Source organism: Nocardia brasiliensis (genome assembly GCF_011801125.1).
In the GTDB taxonomy this organism is placed as follows: domain Bacteria; phylum Actinomycetota; class Actinomycetes; order Mycobacteriales; family Mycobacteriaceae; genus Nocardia; species Nocardia brasiliensis_C.
In genome coordinates this window covers 7,629,353-7,643,939 of record NZ_CP046171.1, presented here as the reverse complement: position 1 = coordinate 7,643,939, position 14,587 = coordinate 7,629,353, and the positions used below count along the sequence as shown (strand labels likewise).

The window sequence follows — 14,587 nt, the reverse complement described above, 5'->3', positions numbered from 1 at the left end:
GCATTATCGTTGGCGGGTGACTCGCACCGGGCGGGTTCCCGAAGACACCCGAACGGGGAGGACGGTTCGTGACGAGCCAGTCGAGCACCGGACGCCGCGGCCGACAATCGGGCGGCGAGGTCGGTCTACGCCAGCTGCTCGAGGCGGCCCAGGCGAACGGCACGAACAGGGCTCCCGGGGCGGACGCCGGTGGGGCGAACCCCGCCGCACCGAATCCGGCTTCGTACGAAGCGAACCCCGCTCCGTACGAATCGAACTCCGGCAGGCACGGCGCGAGCCCGGCACCGTACGCGGCACCCCCGGCCCAGCACGGCTCGAACCCGGCCCAGCACGGCGCGAGCCCGGCCCAGCCCGGCGCGAGCCCGGCCCAGCCCGGCGCGAGCCCGGCGCCGTACGAAGCGAACCCGGCCCATAGCGGGCCGAATCCGGCTCCGTACGAGCCGAATCAGGCTCCGGAGTGGGGCATCGACTCGGCGCCCACCGAGCCGTTGCGGATCGCCACCCCCGCATCGAGCACCCAGCGCGCCAAGCCGCCCGCACCGCGCCCGCCCGCGCGGCGTCCCATCTCCGGTCCGCCGCCGAAGCGCTTCGACCGTGCCACGCTGCGGCGCGCGGGCATCACGGTCGGCGCGGTGCTCGCGGTGGTCGGCATCGGGTACGGAATCGATCTGGCGCTGTCCGCGGGCGAGGTGCCGCGCGGCACGGTCGTCGCGGGCGTCGAGGTCGGCGGGATGAGCACCGCGGCGGCCGACGAGCGCCTGCGCGCCGAGCTCGGCCCGCGCACCGAACGTGAGCTGCCGTTGCGCATCGGCGACGTGCAGACCCGGATGATTCCGAGCGCCGCGGGCCTTTCGGTCGACTGGGACCGCACCTGGGCGCGGGTCGGCGGGCAGCCGCTCAATCCGATCACCCGGTTCACCTCGCTCTTCAGCGCGCGCGATGTCCCGGTCGTCAGCGTGGTCGACGATCTGGCGCTGGAACGGCAGCTGAACGCGTTGCGCGTGCACGACCGTCCCTCGGTCGAAGGGACCATCGCGTTCGACAAGGCCGGACCCGTCGCCGTCGCGCCGGTGCCGGGACGCGTGCTCGATATCGCCGCCGCGCGGCAGGATCTCATCGACGAGTGGATCACCGGTGTCACGGTGGATCTGCCGGTGCATCCCGCGCCGCTGCAGGTGCGACCCGAAGCGGTCGAGACGGCCCTGCGCACCGTGGCCGAGCCCGCGGTGCGCGCGCCGATCACCTTCGCGGGCAAGGGGGCCTCCGCCACGCTCGACCCCGAGCAGATCGCGACCACGCTGTCGTTCGCACCGGACGGCAACGGCGGGTTGGCCCTCGCGGTGGATCAGAACGTCGCGATCGGGGTGCTGGCGCCGCAGCTGGCGGCCACCGAGATCGAGGCCAAGGACGCGACCTTCGCGCTGACCGGCGGCAAGCCCACCGTGGTGCCCGCCGTGGTCGGCGACAAGATCAACTGGCCGAAGACGCTGGAGCAGTACTCGGCGCTGCTGGCCGCGCCGGGGGAACGCACCGCGCAGGCGGTCTACGAAAAGGTCGAGCCCAAGCTCACCACCGAAGCCGCCCAGGGGCTCGGCGTGGTCGAGACCATGGGCTCGTTCACCACCAACGGATTCAGCGGACCCTCCGGGGTGAACATCCGCGTGGTCGCCAAGAAGGTCAACGGCGCCGTCGTCAAGCCGGGAGATACCTTCTCGCTCAACGAGTTCACCGGCCCGCGCGGTACCGCGGAGGGATACGTGGAATCGGGCATCATCGACCACGGCAGACCGAGCACCGCCGTCGGCGGCGGCATCAGCCAATTCGCCACCACCCTCTACAACGCCGCGTATTTCGCCGGCCTGGAGGACGCGGGCCACACCGAGCACAGCTACTACATCTCCCGCTACCCGGCCGCGCGCGAGGCGACCGTCTTCGACGGCGCCATCGATCTGCGCTTCCGCAACAACACCCCGACCGGCGTGCTCATCGAGGCCGTGGCCACGGATTCCGAAGTGACAGTTCGACTCTGGGGTACCAAGACGCTCAACGTCGAGTCGGTCACCGGTGACAAGAGCAAGCCGACCGAGCCGACCACCATCAAGCTGCCGAAGGGCAAGGACTGCATCGCCTCCGAGGGCGCACCGGGTTTCACGATCTCCGACACCCGCGTCATCACCGACCGCCGCACCGGCAAAGAGGTCTCCCGCACCACCCGCACCGTCAAATACGACCCCATCCCCGTCGTGAAGTGCGAGTGAGTTCCTAGTTCGCCCACTCGGTCCGTACACCCTGCGGTCCGCCGCGCGGATCTACGCCACCGGCCGGTCGTGCACCGGCTGGCCGGTGGCGCCACGCGTCGTTTGCCGGGGGTTCACGCGCGAGCGCGCCGGTTCCGGCGAAACGGTCGGCGCGGCGCTCGGCGTCCCCCCCGGCGGCGGTGGGGCAAGCTGACAAATATCCGGCTGACCAGTGGTGAGGCGTGACAATCGACGTCGACGCCGCCCGACCCAGCGGGTGCGACCACGCGGCGCGCGCCATACACTACTTTCGGTAGCTGGCGGGATCCCGATGCCGTGGTCCCGCGCTTGTCGCATGCAATCCGAAACCTCTACGAGCGAGGTGGTGAGCGGTGTGCCCGATGCTGTCGCGATGTTCCGTGCCTGGTGGCGCGATCCTGCCGACTATGCCTGGCTGGCGCGTGCGCTCGACGCCTACCCGGCGGTGCGCTGGCTGAAGCTGGTCGTCGGCGCGGGCGGTGTGCTGCTCATGGGCATCGCCGTGCTGGCCCTGACTTCTGACGGCGGTCCACCGGACACAGTCGGCCGGACGCTCGACTGGGTCATCGTCGCGTTCGCGGGGTACTGGGCGCTGCGCTGGTGGCTGCTGCCGTGGCCGTCGCGGATCGAATCGCTGCTGTTGTTCGGGGGCGCGGATGTCGGGATCACGGTGGCGAACCTGCAGGAGTCCAATCGCGTCTACGGCGCGGTCGGGCTGACTCTGCTGGTGGTCACCGGTGGCTATCTGGCGGTCATGCACAATGCGAAAGTGCTTGCCGTGCATGCGGCTTGGACGATGTTCTCGACCCTGCTGCTCTCGGGCCGGATGGTGGCAGAGGGCGGTGACCCGATGCTCGGCGTCGCCATCGTGCTGATGATGGTGGCGTGCGGAGTGCTGCTGCTCCCGTCGATGCAATTCTGCTTCTGGGTGCTGCGACAGGACGCGGTCCGAGATCCGTTGACCACCTTGCTGAATCGGCGCGGGTTGGAATTGCGCCTGGCCCAATTGATCGGCTCGGGGTGTCACGCGCCGGTCTGTGCGATCGCGCTGGACATAGATCGGTTCAAGGACGTGAACGACCGCTTCGGCCACGGCGTCGGCGATCAGGTCCTGGTGTGCACCGCTGGGCGGTTGCGGGCCGTGCTCGGCTCGCCCGCGCTGGTCGCGCGTACCGGCGGTGAGGAATTCGTGATCTTCGGCAGGCTCGACGAGCAGACCGCGCAGGCGGCCGCGGAGCAGGTCCGGCTCGCGGTCTCCGAGCCGATACCGGTGCGGGCCGCAGCCGCCGAACCGGCGGAGACGATCGCGGTGACCGCGAGCGTGGGCGTGGTCGTCGCCCGTGGCACCCGAGACCCCGCGCAGGCCTATCGCCTGCTCCGCAACGCCGACGAGGCGATGTATCGCGCCAAGCAGCTGGGCGGGAACATGGTGGTGGCGGATGCGTCGGTGGTGTCGAACACCTTGTGAGGCAATGAAAAAGCGGCCCGGATCGAATCCGGGCCGCTTCGTCGTTACCGCATCACCGAGCGTCTGTCAGAACGCCGCTTCGTCCAGCTCCATGATGTCGTTGTCCAGGTTGGCCAGCACGGTGCGGGTGGCCGTCAGCTCCGGCAGCATGTTGCGCGCGAAGAACTGCGCGACGGCGACCTTGCCCTGGTAGAACGACTCGTCGGCACCGGTGGCGCCGTTGTCGAGCGCCTGGATGGCGATCTCGGCCTGACGCAGCAGCTGCCAGCCGATCAGCAGGTCGCCGACGGCGAGCAGGAAGCGCACCGAACCGAGTCCGACCTTGTACAGCTCGGACGGGTTCTCCTGGGCGCCCATCAGGTGACCGGTGAGCGTGGCCGCCATGGCCTGCACGTCCTCGAGCGCGGTGGCGAGCAGCTTGCGCTCGCCCTTCAGCCGGCCGTTGCCCGCCTCCGAATCGATGAACTTCTGCACCTGGCCCGCCACGTGCGCCAGCGCGACGCCGCGGTCCCTGGCGATCTTGCGGAAGAAGAAGTCCTGCGCCTGGATGGCGGTGGTGCCCTCGTAGAGCGAGTCGATCTTCGCGTCGCGGATGTACTGCTCGATCGGGTAGTCCTGCAGGAAGCCGGAACCGCCGAAGGTCTGCAGCGACTCGGTCAGGTACTGGTAGGCGCGCTCGGAGCCGACACCCTTGACGATCGGCAGCAGCAGATCGTTGACGCGGAACGCGACATCGGCGTCCGCACCCGAGACCAGCTGCGCGATATCGGCGTCCTGGTGGGCCGCGGTGTACAGGTAGATCGCGCGCAGGCCCTCGGCGTAGGCCTTCTGGCTGGCCAGCGAGCGGCGCACGTCCGGGTGGTGGGTGATGGTCACGCGCGGCGCGGCCTTGTCGGTCATCTGGGTCAGGTCGGCGCCCTGGACCCGCTCCTTGGCGTAGTCGAGCGCGTTCAGGTAGCCGGTCGACAGGGTCGCGATGGCCTTGGTGCCGACCATCATGCGCGCGTTCTCGATGACGTCGAACATCTGCGCGATGCCGTTGTGCACCTCGCCGACGAGCCAGCCCTTGGCCGGGATGCCGTGGCCGCCGAAGGTCAGCTCACAGGTGGCCGAGACCTTCAGGCCCATCTTGTGCTCGACACCGGTGACGAAAACGCCGTTGCGGTCGCCGAGTTCACCGGTCTCGCGGTCGAAGTGGAACTTCGGCACGAAGAACAGCGACAGGCCCTTGGTGCCGGGGCCGGCGCCCTCGGGACGCGCCAGCACCAGGTGGATGGTGTTCTCGAACATGTCGTCGGCATCGGCGGAGGTGATGAAGCGCTTCACGCCCTCGATGTGCCAGCTGCCGTCTTCCTGCTTGATCGCCTTGGTGCGGCCCGCGCCGACGTCGGAGCCCGCGTCGGGCTCGGTGAGCACCATGGTGGCGCCCCAGTCGCGCTCGATCGCGATCTTGGCCCACTTCTTCTGCTCGTCGGTGCCGTTGTTGTGGAAGATGGTGTTGAAGCCGGGGCCGGCGGCGTACATGTACGCGGCGGGCTGCGCGCCGAGGATCAGTTCGCTGATCGCCCAGTGCACAGTGCGCGGGACGCCGAGTCCGCCCAGCTCCTCGGGCAGGCCGAGCTTCTCCCAGCCACCTTCCTGCAGGGCACGGAAGGACTTCTTGAACGACTCGGGAATCGAGACGGTGTGGGTGTTCGGGTCGAACACCGGCGGGTTGCGGTCAGCGTCGGCGAACGAGTCCGCGAGCGGGCCTTCGGCCAGGCGGCGGACCTCGTTCAGCATCTCCTTGACGGTGTCGGTGTCCAGGTCGCCGTAGGCGCCGCTGTCGAGGACGGAACCGAGACCGAGGACCTCGAAGAGGTTGAACTCCAGGTCGCGGACGTTGCTCTTGTAGTGACCCATGTCGGTACTCACTCTCCGTTGAGTTGGTGCGGTCGGTTGGTTAGCCGTTCCCGCCCGTTTGTCGCTCCACCGGTAGCCGGTTTTCCGCATGCTACTCGCTGGTAACTTAGGCACCATATTACCGACCGGTAATGGGCTGGCAAAGGCTCGAGCGGGCAATGTGACGCGGAAAACAGCGACGCGCGCGGCGACGGCGTCCGCGGCGGTGCGTTGGTTACGGTGAGCTGTGCGCATCGAGACGAGTGCCGGACCGGCCGAGATCGAGCTCGACCGGCCGCGCCGACCCACCTTCCTGCTGCTGCTCACCCACGGCTCCGGCGGCGGTGTCGACGCGAAAGACCTGCTCGCGGTGCGCGAGCGCGCGGTGGCACTCGGCGGTGCCGTGGCCAGGGTGGTGCAGCCGTATCGGGTGGCCGGGCGGCGGGCGCCGGGCTCGGCGGAGAAGCAGGACCAGGCGTGGCTGGAGATCGTGACGGCGTTGCGCCGTGAGGTCGCAGGCGTGCCGCTCGTCCAGGGCGGCCGCAGCAACGGCGCGCGGGTGGCCTGCCGGACGGCGGTCGAGGCCGACGCGCGCGGTGTGCTCGCGCTGTCGTTTCCGCTGCATCCGCCGGGCAAGCCGGAAAAGACCCGGCGCGCCGAACTGCTGGCGGCCGGGCCTGTCGAGGTGGTCGTGATCAACGGCGGGAGCGACCCGTTCGGCGTACCGGACGCGGCCGATGCCGCGCAGGTCGTCGTGATCGCGGGCCAACCGCATTCGTTCCGCACCGGCTTCGACGTCATCGCCGACACCGTCACCCCGTGGCTGCGGCGCTGGTGTGCGTAGCCGATAGCGGTCGCCGACTCAGAGGCAGTATTTGGCGCCCGCGGACAGCGATTGCAGCAGGCAGGCCAGCGACGCGGCGTCGCTCGAGCCGGGCGAGACGCCGATCGGCGTTGCCTCGCTGCCGACGGGGCTCACTTGGCCGTGCGGTGCGGGCTCCAGCGGAATCCCGGGTGCGGCATGCGCGACCCCGGCTCCTGCCGCCAGCGTGAACGTAACGGCGGCAATGACTTTCAGCGAGGTACGGCGCATCGAACAACTCCTACGGACGGATCGGGTCACGTCACGGTAGCCAGCGCGGCAGCCGTCGGCACGCCCCTTATTCCGGTGGCCGCGTTATCGGTGGCAGCACGAAAGCGGTTGTGGCACAGGGTGGTCGCTCACTCCGCGGCTTCGAGTTCGGGCGCGGCGGGCCGGGTCGCGATGACCAGGGCGTCGATCGCGTCGCGTCCCTCGGTCGGGCGCGCGACGCGCTCGGCCAGGCGGATGCGGACGCGATGCGCGGCGATGGCGGGCGCGAGATCGGCGACTACGTCGTCCGGGGTGAACAGGACGCTCGGGTCCTTGGGGCCGCCGTAGCCGTCGGTGAGATTGGTGGTGTCGTGGCCGAGCACCAGCAGGGTGCCTTCGGGCGCGAGCAGCTCGGCCGCATGTCGCAGGACGGTGCGGCGCTGTTCGGCGGGCAGGTGCAGGAAGACCATCAGGACGAGTTCGAACGGACCTTCCGTCTCGAGTTCGGTCACGTCGGCGCATTCCCAGGTGATCCGGCTGCGTACCGAGCGGGACAGGCGGGTGGCGATGGTCCGGCCCTTGTCCACCCCGACCTGAGAATAGTCTACGGCGTAGACCTGCCAGCCATGGGTGGCGAGCCAGAGCGCGTTGCGTCCTTCGCCGCAGGCCAGGTCCAGCGCGCGGGGCAACTCGGGGACCTGGCCCGTGCGGTCCGGCGCGAGCGGGGTGCGCCGCTCCAGCCCGAAGACGTGCTCCACCACGGTGCTGTTCGGTGGCGCGCCCCAGACCAATTCGGATTGGGCGTAGCGCTCGTCCCACTCGGTCGCGTCCATGTGCGCGAGTCTATTGACGCGCACGGCTACCCCGCGATTTCGGTCTCCGGCAACCAGTGCCCCCGCGATTCCGGACGTGTGCGCGGCAACCTGCACCGGCCCATCCGCTACCACCGCGGCCTGCGACGAGTGTTCTACATGGCCGCCCTGTCGAGCACCCAACGCCCGAACGGCCCATCGCGCCTTCTATCAGCGCAAACGATCCGAAGGCAAGATCCACACCCAAGCCTTGATTCGCACTGGCCCGCCGCCTGGTCGACCTCGTATGGGCCCTGGTCCGCGACAGCCGCACCTTCACCCGCGAGGCACCAGCCCCGACCAGTGCTGCGGCTTGACGCGGTCATGGAAACTCCCGAACAACGACGATCCGACGCGATCCAGCCTCATAGGTGAACTCGGGTCGAGGTCAAGGACCGCGCCGGATCGTCGGTGTCCGGGTGGCGCGAAACGCTAGAGCTGCGTGCGCATGAGCAGCACGTTGTACTGGCTGTGCACGGTCGTGAGGTAGTACAGATCACGGCCGGTCTGAAACGGGAAGATCGATGGCGCGTACGCGCTCGGCAGTTCCCTGGTATCGATCAGCACCTCGGGGTCGCTCCACGGCCCGGCCGGCGTCTCCGCCCGGCGCAGCACCACCGAGTTGAACGGGTCGGTGGTGAGCGAGATGTATTGGCCGAGATGGGCGTTGTACATCACCGACAGCTCGCCGACGCCCCACATGATCGGCACCGCGGCGTTCACGTCGTCGCGCCGCCAGTCCTTGCCGTCCCAGTACTCGTAGGCGCTGAGGTCGGTGATCTGTGCCTCGGGAACGCGGGCCACATAGGCCGAATGGTTGCGGCCCGGCGGTGTGCCGTACTCGTAGATGAACCCGCCGTCCTTCAGGAAGGCGTTCATCTGGAAGTTGCCGTTGCCGCCCTCGTTCGGGCGCCGGGTGGCGGGCAACTCGCCCCACGTCTCGCCGTTGTCGCCGGAGGCCGCGAGGCCGGAGAAGTTGGTGCTCCACTGTCCGACCTCGTCCCAACTGCGGACGGACATGAGGCTCATGAATTGCACATCGCCCACCGAAATGCCCGCGGTGGGAATGCGGCTAATCTCCAGAAACGGAATTTTCGGGCTCGGGATGAGATCGCGTGCCTGCCCGAAAACATCGCGCACCACGCTGTCGAAATAGATGCCGTTGACCGGGTTCGTCGTGTGGCTGCGCATAAGAATGTTGGAGCGCCAGGACCACATGCTGCCCGCCAGCAGGTTGGGGAAGCCGATGCCCGCCGTATCGCCGAACGCGGTGAGCAGCTCGCCCTTGCCGTTGTCCCACATGATGCCGAGGTCGGTGCCGAGCACGTTGTAGGCCTGAGTGTTGTTCGGGCTGGCCATGCCGGTCATCTGGAACACGGCCCTGGATCGGCCGACGAGATTGGGCAGACCGTTGCTGCCGTTGAGCACCGGAATCGGATTGATCGTGTTCGGGTCGGCGCTGGCCGGGGTAATCGCTGTAGTCAGCAAGGTTGAAACACCCACCAACGCGGTAAGCAGGACGGCCGTGGTTCTGTTCAAGTCTGTGCGCCCTCCGAAATCACGCCGAACGCAATGCGATACACAGACTTCCGCGATACACAGACCCCTCGCGGTGTGTAACGCACCACAATTCGACTGGCTGGCAAATCTCCGGGAAATGCTAGCAGTGATCTCGTGGAAAGGGCGGCGGTCGCCCGGGAACTACCGGTCGGACCTCAGTCGGCGCTTGATTTGCCGCGGTTGGTGGCCAGCCGCAGGATCAGCGGCAGTTGCGTCGCCCGTTCCAGGGCGAACGTGCGCCGGGCGGAGGCATGCCAGGCCTTGTCGAACAGTCGTTTGGCCCCGGCCACGGCATGCGGCGAGCGCGTCGCGATCCGCTCGGCGAGCTTGTCCGCCGCGGCGACCGGATCCGCGGTGACCTCGGTGACCAGGCCGATCCGTTCGGCGTAGGCGGCATCGACGGTGTCGGCGGTCATCGTCAGCAGCAGCGCCTTGTCGACGCCGATCAGCCGGGACAGGGTGGCCGCGCCGGTCATGTCCGGCACCAGCCCGTGCCTGGCCTCCATCACCGAGAACTCGGCGTCCGGGGTGGCGAAGCGGAAGTCGGCGGCGAGCGCGAGTTGCAGCCCGCCGCCGTAGCAGCGGCCGTGCACGGCCGCGATCACCGGAACCGGCAGCCGACGCCAGGCCCAGCAGGCTTCCTGGAAGACATTGGTGCCGCGCCATGGCAGCGGCACGAAGGCGCGCACGATGGCCAGCGGATCGCCCGCCGTCTTGGCGATGTCGAGGCCGCTGCTGAAGCTGGGGCCGTTGCCGGACACGATCACCGCGCGCACGTCGTCGCGTTTCGCGATGGTGTGCGCGGTATCGATCAGCGCGCGCAGCATGTCGACGGTCAGGCCGTTGTGCTTGTCCGGCCGGTCGAGGGTGACGTAGGCGCGATCCCCGTCGAAGCGCAGCGCGATGTTGGTGCCCATGCCCGGATCTTACCCGTGAGTCAGTTCGAGGGTGTGGGCATTGCCCGGCCGGGTGGACTCTGCTCTAATCGAACCCGAGTTACCGTCAATGTTGACGGTAACTGCGTAGCCCGCCTGCTGCCGTGGGCGCCGCACACCAGATCAGCGGAGGAATCATGCTGCCAGCGGGAATTGATCCCCGAACGCCGGTGCTCGTCGGCGCCGGGCAGGTCGTACACCGGAACAGTGAGCCGGGCCTGCCGGGTCCGGTCGAGCTCGCCGCCGAATCGCTGCGCCGCGCGGGCGCCGACAGCGGCACCGGCGATCGACTCCTGCGCGCCGCGGACCTGATCGCGGCCGTCGCTCCGGTCAGCAGGCCGTACGCCGACCTCGCCGCGCTGGTCGGGGCCGAGCTCGCCGTCAGCCCGAAGCGCACGCTGCAGTCGGTGCGCTACGGCGGCGACGCACCGCAGCGCCTGCTCAACACCCTCGCCCAGGCCATCGCCGACGGACGGTCCGAGGTCGCGCTGCTCACCGGCGCCGAGGCGGTGGCGGCGTGGACCAGCGCCACCCGCACCGGCGCCACCCTCGAATGGCCCGAGCAGCCGGACGACGTGCGGCCGACCGAGGTCGTCGGTTCCGACCGCGCCCCCAATTCCGAGATGGAAACCGCTGCCGGGCTGTGGGGGCCGGTGTACTTCTACGCGCTGATGGAGACCGCGCTGCGCGGCCGGCTCGGGCTCGGCGTCGACGCGCACCGTGCGCGGATCGGCGCGCTGTGGTCCCGGCTGTCCACCGTCGCGGCGCGCAATCCCTATGCGTGGCAACCGGAATCGCGCGACGCGACCGAGCTGGTGACCCCGGCCCCTGCCAACCGGCTGGTCGCGACGCCGTATCCGAAGCTGCTCGTGGCGAACCTTTCGGTGAATCTCGGGGCAGGCCTGATCGTGTGCAGCGCGGCCGCCGCCGACGCGGCCGGAGTGCCGCACGAGCGCTGGGTGTTCCCGCACGGCGGGGCCACCGCCACCGACGAATGGTTCGTCACCGAGCGCGCGGACATGTCGGTGTCACCCGCGATCGCGGCGGCGGGGCGCGCGGCGCTCGGCGCGGCCGGAATCGGCATCGACGAGGTCGCGCACGTCGATCTCTACTCCTGCTTCCCGGTCGCGGTGCAGGTCGCGGCCGAGGCGCTCGGCCTGCCGATCGACGATCCGGCGCGGCCGCTCTCGGTGACCGGTGGGCTCACCTTCGCGGGCGGGCCCGGCAACAACTACAGCACCCATTCGATCGCCACCATGGTCGGCCTGCTGCGCGAGGATCCGCGATCCTATGGCCTGGCGACGGCGCTCGGCTGGTACATCACCAAACACGGCGTCGGCGTGTATTCGGCGAAACCGCCTGCGCGGCTGTTCCATTCGATCGAGGCCGAGGTGCCCGCCGCCCGGCGCGCGGCGGCGCCCGGATACACCGGTCCGGCGACCGTGGAGGCCTACACGGTCGCTTACCGCAAGGGCCCCGCGCCCGCCCACCTCGACGAACCGGAGGCCGTCGTGGTCAGTGCCCTGAACCCGGCCGGTGCCCGCGTATTGATCCGGACCGCCGCGGCCGATACCGTCGCGGCGTTCACCGACGGCGACCCGATCGGCGCCGCCGTGCACATCACCGCCGCCGACGCACTCACGCTCACCGAAGGAATTGCTCGATGACCGAAAAGATCTTGGTGGAGCGGCGCGAGGCCGTCACCGTGCTCACCGTCAGCCGCCCCGAGGCCCGCAACGCCATCGATCTCGCGACCGCGCTGGCCATCGAGGCCGCCGTCGACGAGTTCGACGACGATCCGGCCGCCCGCGTGCTCGTGCTCACCGGCGCTGGTGGAACCTTCAGCGCCGGAATGGATCTCGTCGCCGCGTCGAAGGGTGAGATGCCGATGACCCAGCGGCGCGGTCCGCTCGGTATCGCCGCGAAACCGCCTGCCAAGCCGATGATCTCGGCGGTCGAGGGATTCGCGCTGGCCGGCGGGTTCGAGCTGGCCCTCGCCGGTGATCTGATCGTCGCGGCGAGCGACGCGCAGTTCGGCATCCCGGAGGTCAAGCGCGGGCTGGTCGCGGCGGGCGGCGGCGTGCTGCGCCTGACCCAGCGGCTGCCCCGCAGCATGGCCGCCGAACTCGCGCTGACCGGCGGCCGGGTCGGTGCCGAGCGGCTGTACCAGCTCGGTCTGGTCAACCGGATCACCGAGCCCGGCGGCGCGTTGGCGGTGGCGCTGGAGCTGGCCGCCGAGATCGCCGCCGCGGCACCGTTGGCCATCGCCGCGAGCAAGCGCATCATCGACGAGTCGCCCGACTGGACCGTCGCGGAGGCCTTCGCGAAGCAGGGTGAAATCGCTTTGCCCGCACTGTTTTCCAAGGACGCGGCCGAGGGCGCGCTCGCCTTCGCGCAGAAGCGTGAACCGCGGTGGCAGGGCCGCTGACCGGCACCGGGGACCGCGTCAGGGAGACGCAGGCGCAGCGCCGGGCGCGCATGCGCACCCGGCTGCTGGACGCGGCGGTCGAGAGCCTGGTCGAGGTCGGCTACGCGGGTACGACCACGCTGGAGGTGCAGAAGCGGGCGGGCGTGCCCCGTGGCACGCTGCAGCACCACTTCCCGACCAAGGCCGACCTGCTCGCCGGCGCGGTCGAGCATCTGGCCGCCCGCCGATTCGACCAGCTGACAAGCGAATTCGCCGACATCGCGCCCGAGGTGGATCGGTTGGCGACCGCGGTCGAGCTGACCATGCGCATGCTGAGCGGCCCGTCGTTCTGGGCGGCGCTGGAGATGTGGGTCGGCGCGCGCACCGATCCGGAGCTGCTCGCGGCGTTCCTGCCACTCGAGCATCGGCTGTTCGAGTTGATGCACACCAGCATTCGCGAGATCTTCCGTGCGGAATTCCCGGATGACCCGCGGGTGCCGACGATTACCGAGTTCACCATCGAGATCATGACCGGCCTCGCCATGCGGGTGCTGCTCACCGGCGACCTGGACGGGAACCGAATCATCCAGCACCGCTGGCGAAACGCGGTCCGCATTCTGCTCGGCGCGGCCGAGGCGGACACGCTGCTGGATCGGCCCGCGCCTCAGGCGTGAGCCGTGCTGCGGATCACCGCGGCGCAGGCGCCGGGGTCGTCGTAGTACGGGGTGTGACCGCTGCCGGGCAGCGTGACGTGCCTGGCGTCCGGTAGCGCCGCGCGAGCCCGGCGGCTCTGCGTGGCATAGGTGAGCAGGATGTCGCGGTTGCCCCAGGCGACGGTGACCGGAATGTCGGCCAGCGCGCCGATCTCGGGCAGTCGCGCCTTGTCGAACGAGGCGAGCGCCGCGGTGAAGCCGGGTGCGTCGGCCGCGCCGAGCGCGGTATCGATCCCGATCTGCTTGCTGACCGCCCACGGCTTGCCGAATACCAGCTGCAGGAACAGGGTCCGGCCGAGCGCCGTGCCCATCACGGCGGGCAGTGTCTGCCGCAACAGCCCCGCGAGCTGCTGGGACCTGCCGAGTGATTGCTGGCACCAGATCCGGCCCGGCTTGTCCCAGAACGCGATCGGGGAGAACGCGGTGACCGAGCGGGCCAGCCCGCGTGCGCCGAGCGCGAGGGTGATCAGGCCGCCCATCGAGTTCCCGGCCAGGTGCGGCCGTTCGATCCCCTGTGCGGCAAGGAATTCGGCGAGCGCGTCGGTGAGCGTGTCGACGGTCGTGTGTGCCAGCGGGGCCGAGGCGCCGAAGCCGGGCAGGTCGACCGCGATCACGTCGTGCGACTCGGCGAGGGTGTCGATGACCGGCTCCCATACCTGCCAGCGGCTGCCGACGCCGTGCACCAGTACCAGCGGCTCGCCCGCACCCGCCCGATGGAAGTTCAACGTCGTCATGGTCAGCCTCTCTGCGCTCGGCCCACACTAACAGCAGGCACCAGCCCTCAGTTGTCGTCTGAAGTTGATCGGCCCCGATACGGCCGGGTCGGCAGGTCCGAGTCCGGCATACAAGCGTGCGGCGATGGGTACGATAAAAGGTATGGCAACGCGTAAGGTCACCCTTTCGCTGGACGAGGCCGCCTGGTCCTATGCCGAGCAGGCCGCGGCCCGCGCGGGTATGTCGCCCTCGGCATGGATATCGAAGGCCGCACGCCGCGAGGCCGTGCGCACCGGCTGCGACCCGGCGCTCGATGTGACGGCCGAGGCGGCCGCGGACGCGGCCGAGCTGGCCGCCGCCGAGGAGGCGATGCGTGCGGCGGGGTGAACTGTGGATCTACAACCCGCATGGTTCGCCACGTCGGCGCACGGTCGTGCTCATCAGCAGTGACGGCATCAACGAGTCGCCGCGGCCGTGGCTGATCGCCGCCGAGGTGGTCGAGGACGACCCGCGCGACATTCTCGCGGTGCCGGTGGAACGCTACGGCTGGGTGCACGCCGGGAACATCGGCCGGATCTTCCGCGGCTGGCTCGCCGAGCGGGTGGACGAGATGGAGTCCGAGACCCTGGAGCGCCTGGACACCGCGCTGCGCGCCGCCATGGATCTGTGACAGCGGCGGAGGGATGTGTGAAAACGGCATCGGCACGACG

At 69.7% G+C, this 14,587-nt stretch carries 14 protein-coding genes and 1 pseudogene; 9 read left to right on the top strand and 6 right to left on the bottom strand.

Annotated features, from left to right (window positions below):
- The first annotated feature begins 68 nt into the window (after positions 1-68).
- A complete protein-coding gene (locus tag F5X71_RS35095) occupies positions 69-2,258 on the top strand; it encodes a VanW family protein (RefSeq protein ID WP_167465846.1) in 2,190 nt (729 codons plus the stop codon).
- A gap of 373 nt (positions 2,259-2,631) precedes the next feature.
- Entirely contained in the window at positions 2,632-3,744 is a 1,113-nt protein-coding gene (locus tag F5X71_RS35090; RefSeq protein ID WP_167465845.1) for a GGDEF domain-containing protein, read from the top strand.
- 66 nt (positions 3,745-3,810) lie between these two features.
- On the opposite strand, the gene F5X71_RS35085 is transcribed toward F5X71_RS35090, so the two are convergent.
- Positions 3,811-5,646, bottom strand: coding sequence for an acyl-CoA dehydrogenase (locus F5X71_RS35085; protein WP_167466972.1), 1,836 nt, complete (start codon positions 5,644-5,646; stop codon positions 3,811-3,813).
- Between the two features lie 226 nt (positions 5,647-5,872).
- Between F5X71_RS35085 and F5X71_RS35080 the strand changes: the two genes are divergently transcribed.
- Positions 5,873-6,469 (top strand): alpha/beta hydrolase family protein, encoded by a 597-nt coding sequence (locus F5X71_RS35080; RefSeq protein WP_167465844.1) that lies wholly within the window; start codon positions 5,873-5,875, stop codon positions 6,467-6,469.
- An 18-nt stretch (positions 6,470-6,487) separates the two neighbouring features.
- Here F5X71_RS35080 and F5X71_RS35075 read toward each other — a convergent pair whose 3' ends face one another.
- Both F5X71_RS35075 and F5X71_RS35070 read right to left on the bottom strand, forming a co-directional pair.
- Positions 6,488-6,718 (bottom strand): hypothetical protein, encoded by a 231-nt coding sequence (locus F5X71_RS35075; protein WP_167465843.1) that lies wholly within the window; start codon positions 6,716-6,718, stop codon positions 6,488-6,490.
- Between the two features lie 128 nt (positions 6,719-6,846).
- A complete protein-coding gene (locus F5X71_RS35070) occupies positions 6,847-7,530 on the bottom strand; it encodes a class I SAM-dependent methyltransferase (RefSeq protein ID WP_167465842.1) in 684 nt (227 codons plus the stop codon).
- A 60-nt stretch (positions 7,531-7,590) separates the two neighbouring features.
- Between F5X71_RS35070 and F5X71_RS37350 the strand changes: the two are divergent.
- Positions 7,591-7,865: pseudogene (locus tag F5X71_RS37350) on the top strand (transposase); the annotation flags it as partial.
- A gap of 115 nt (positions 7,866-7,980) precedes the next feature.
- Here F5X71_RS37350 and F5X71_RS35060 read toward each other — a convergent pair.
- Positions 7,981-9,087, bottom strand: coding sequence for a DUF4185 domain-containing protein (locus tag F5X71_RS35060; protein WP_167465841.1), 1,107 nt, complete (start codon positions 9,085-9,087; stop codon positions 7,981-7,983).
- A 176-nt stretch (positions 9,088-9,263) separates the two neighbouring features.
- On the bottom strand, positions 9,264-10,013 hold the full coding sequence (locus F5X71_RS35055) for a crotonase/enoyl-CoA hydratase family protein (RefSeq protein WP_238816081.1): 750 nt from the start codon (positions 10,011-10,013) through the stop codon (positions 9,264-9,266).
- Positions 10,014-10,180: 167 nt separating this feature from the next.
- On the opposite strand from F5X71_RS35055, the gene F5X71_RS35050 reads away from it, so the two are divergent.
- The 3 genes from F5X71_RS35050 to F5X71_RS35040 are packed head-to-tail and all read left to right on the top strand — an operon-like array spanning position 10,181 to position 13,124.
- Positions 10,181-11,710 carry an acetyl-CoA acetyltransferase gene (locus F5X71_RS35050; RefSeq protein ID WP_167465839.1) on the top strand — a complete coding sequence of 510 codons (1,530 nt, stop codon included), beginning with the start codon at positions 10,181-10,183 and terminating at the stop codon, positions 11,708-11,710.
- On the top strand, positions 11,707-12,471 hold the full coding sequence (locus tag F5X71_RS35045; RefSeq protein WP_167465838.1) for a crotonase/enoyl-CoA hydratase family protein: 765 nt from the start codon (positions 11,707-11,709) through the stop codon (positions 12,469-12,471). Before F5X71_RS35050 ends, F5X71_RS35045 begins: the two co-directional genes overlap by 4 nt.
- Positions 12,456-13,124 (top strand): TetR/AcrR family transcriptional regulator, encoded by a 669-nt coding sequence (locus F5X71_RS35040; protein WP_167465837.1) that lies wholly within the window; start codon positions 12,456-12,458, stop codon positions 13,122-13,124. Before F5X71_RS35045 ends, F5X71_RS35040 begins: the two co-directional genes overlap by 16 nt.
- Here the strand turns inward: F5X71_RS35040 and F5X71_RS35035 are convergent.
- Complete coding sequence (locus F5X71_RS35035) at positions 13,115-13,897, bottom strand: alpha/beta fold hydrolase (RefSeq protein ID WP_167465836.1); 783 nt, start codon at positions 13,895-13,897, stop codon at positions 13,115-13,117. The two genes, F5X71_RS35040 and F5X71_RS35035, sit on opposite strands and share 10 nt — an antisense overlap.
- Before the next feature lie 142 nt (positions 13,898-14,039).
- Here F5X71_RS35035 and F5X71_RS35030 point away from each other — a divergent pair, with 142 nt between their 5' ends.
- Together F5X71_RS35030 and F5X71_RS35025 are read left to right on the top strand one after the other, a co-directional pair.
- On the top strand, positions 14,040-14,264 hold the full coding sequence (locus F5X71_RS35030; RefSeq protein WP_167465835.1) for a hypothetical protein: 225 nt from the start codon (positions 14,040-14,042) through the stop codon (positions 14,262-14,264).
- Positions 14,251-14,547 (top strand): hypothetical protein, encoded by a 297-nt coding sequence (locus F5X71_RS35025; RefSeq protein WP_167465834.1) that lies wholly within the window; start codon positions 14,251-14,253, stop codon positions 14,545-14,547. The genes F5X71_RS35030 and F5X71_RS35025 overlap by 14 nt, the downstream gene beginning before the upstream one ends.
- The last annotated feature ends 40 nt before the right edge of the window (positions 14,548-14,587 follow it).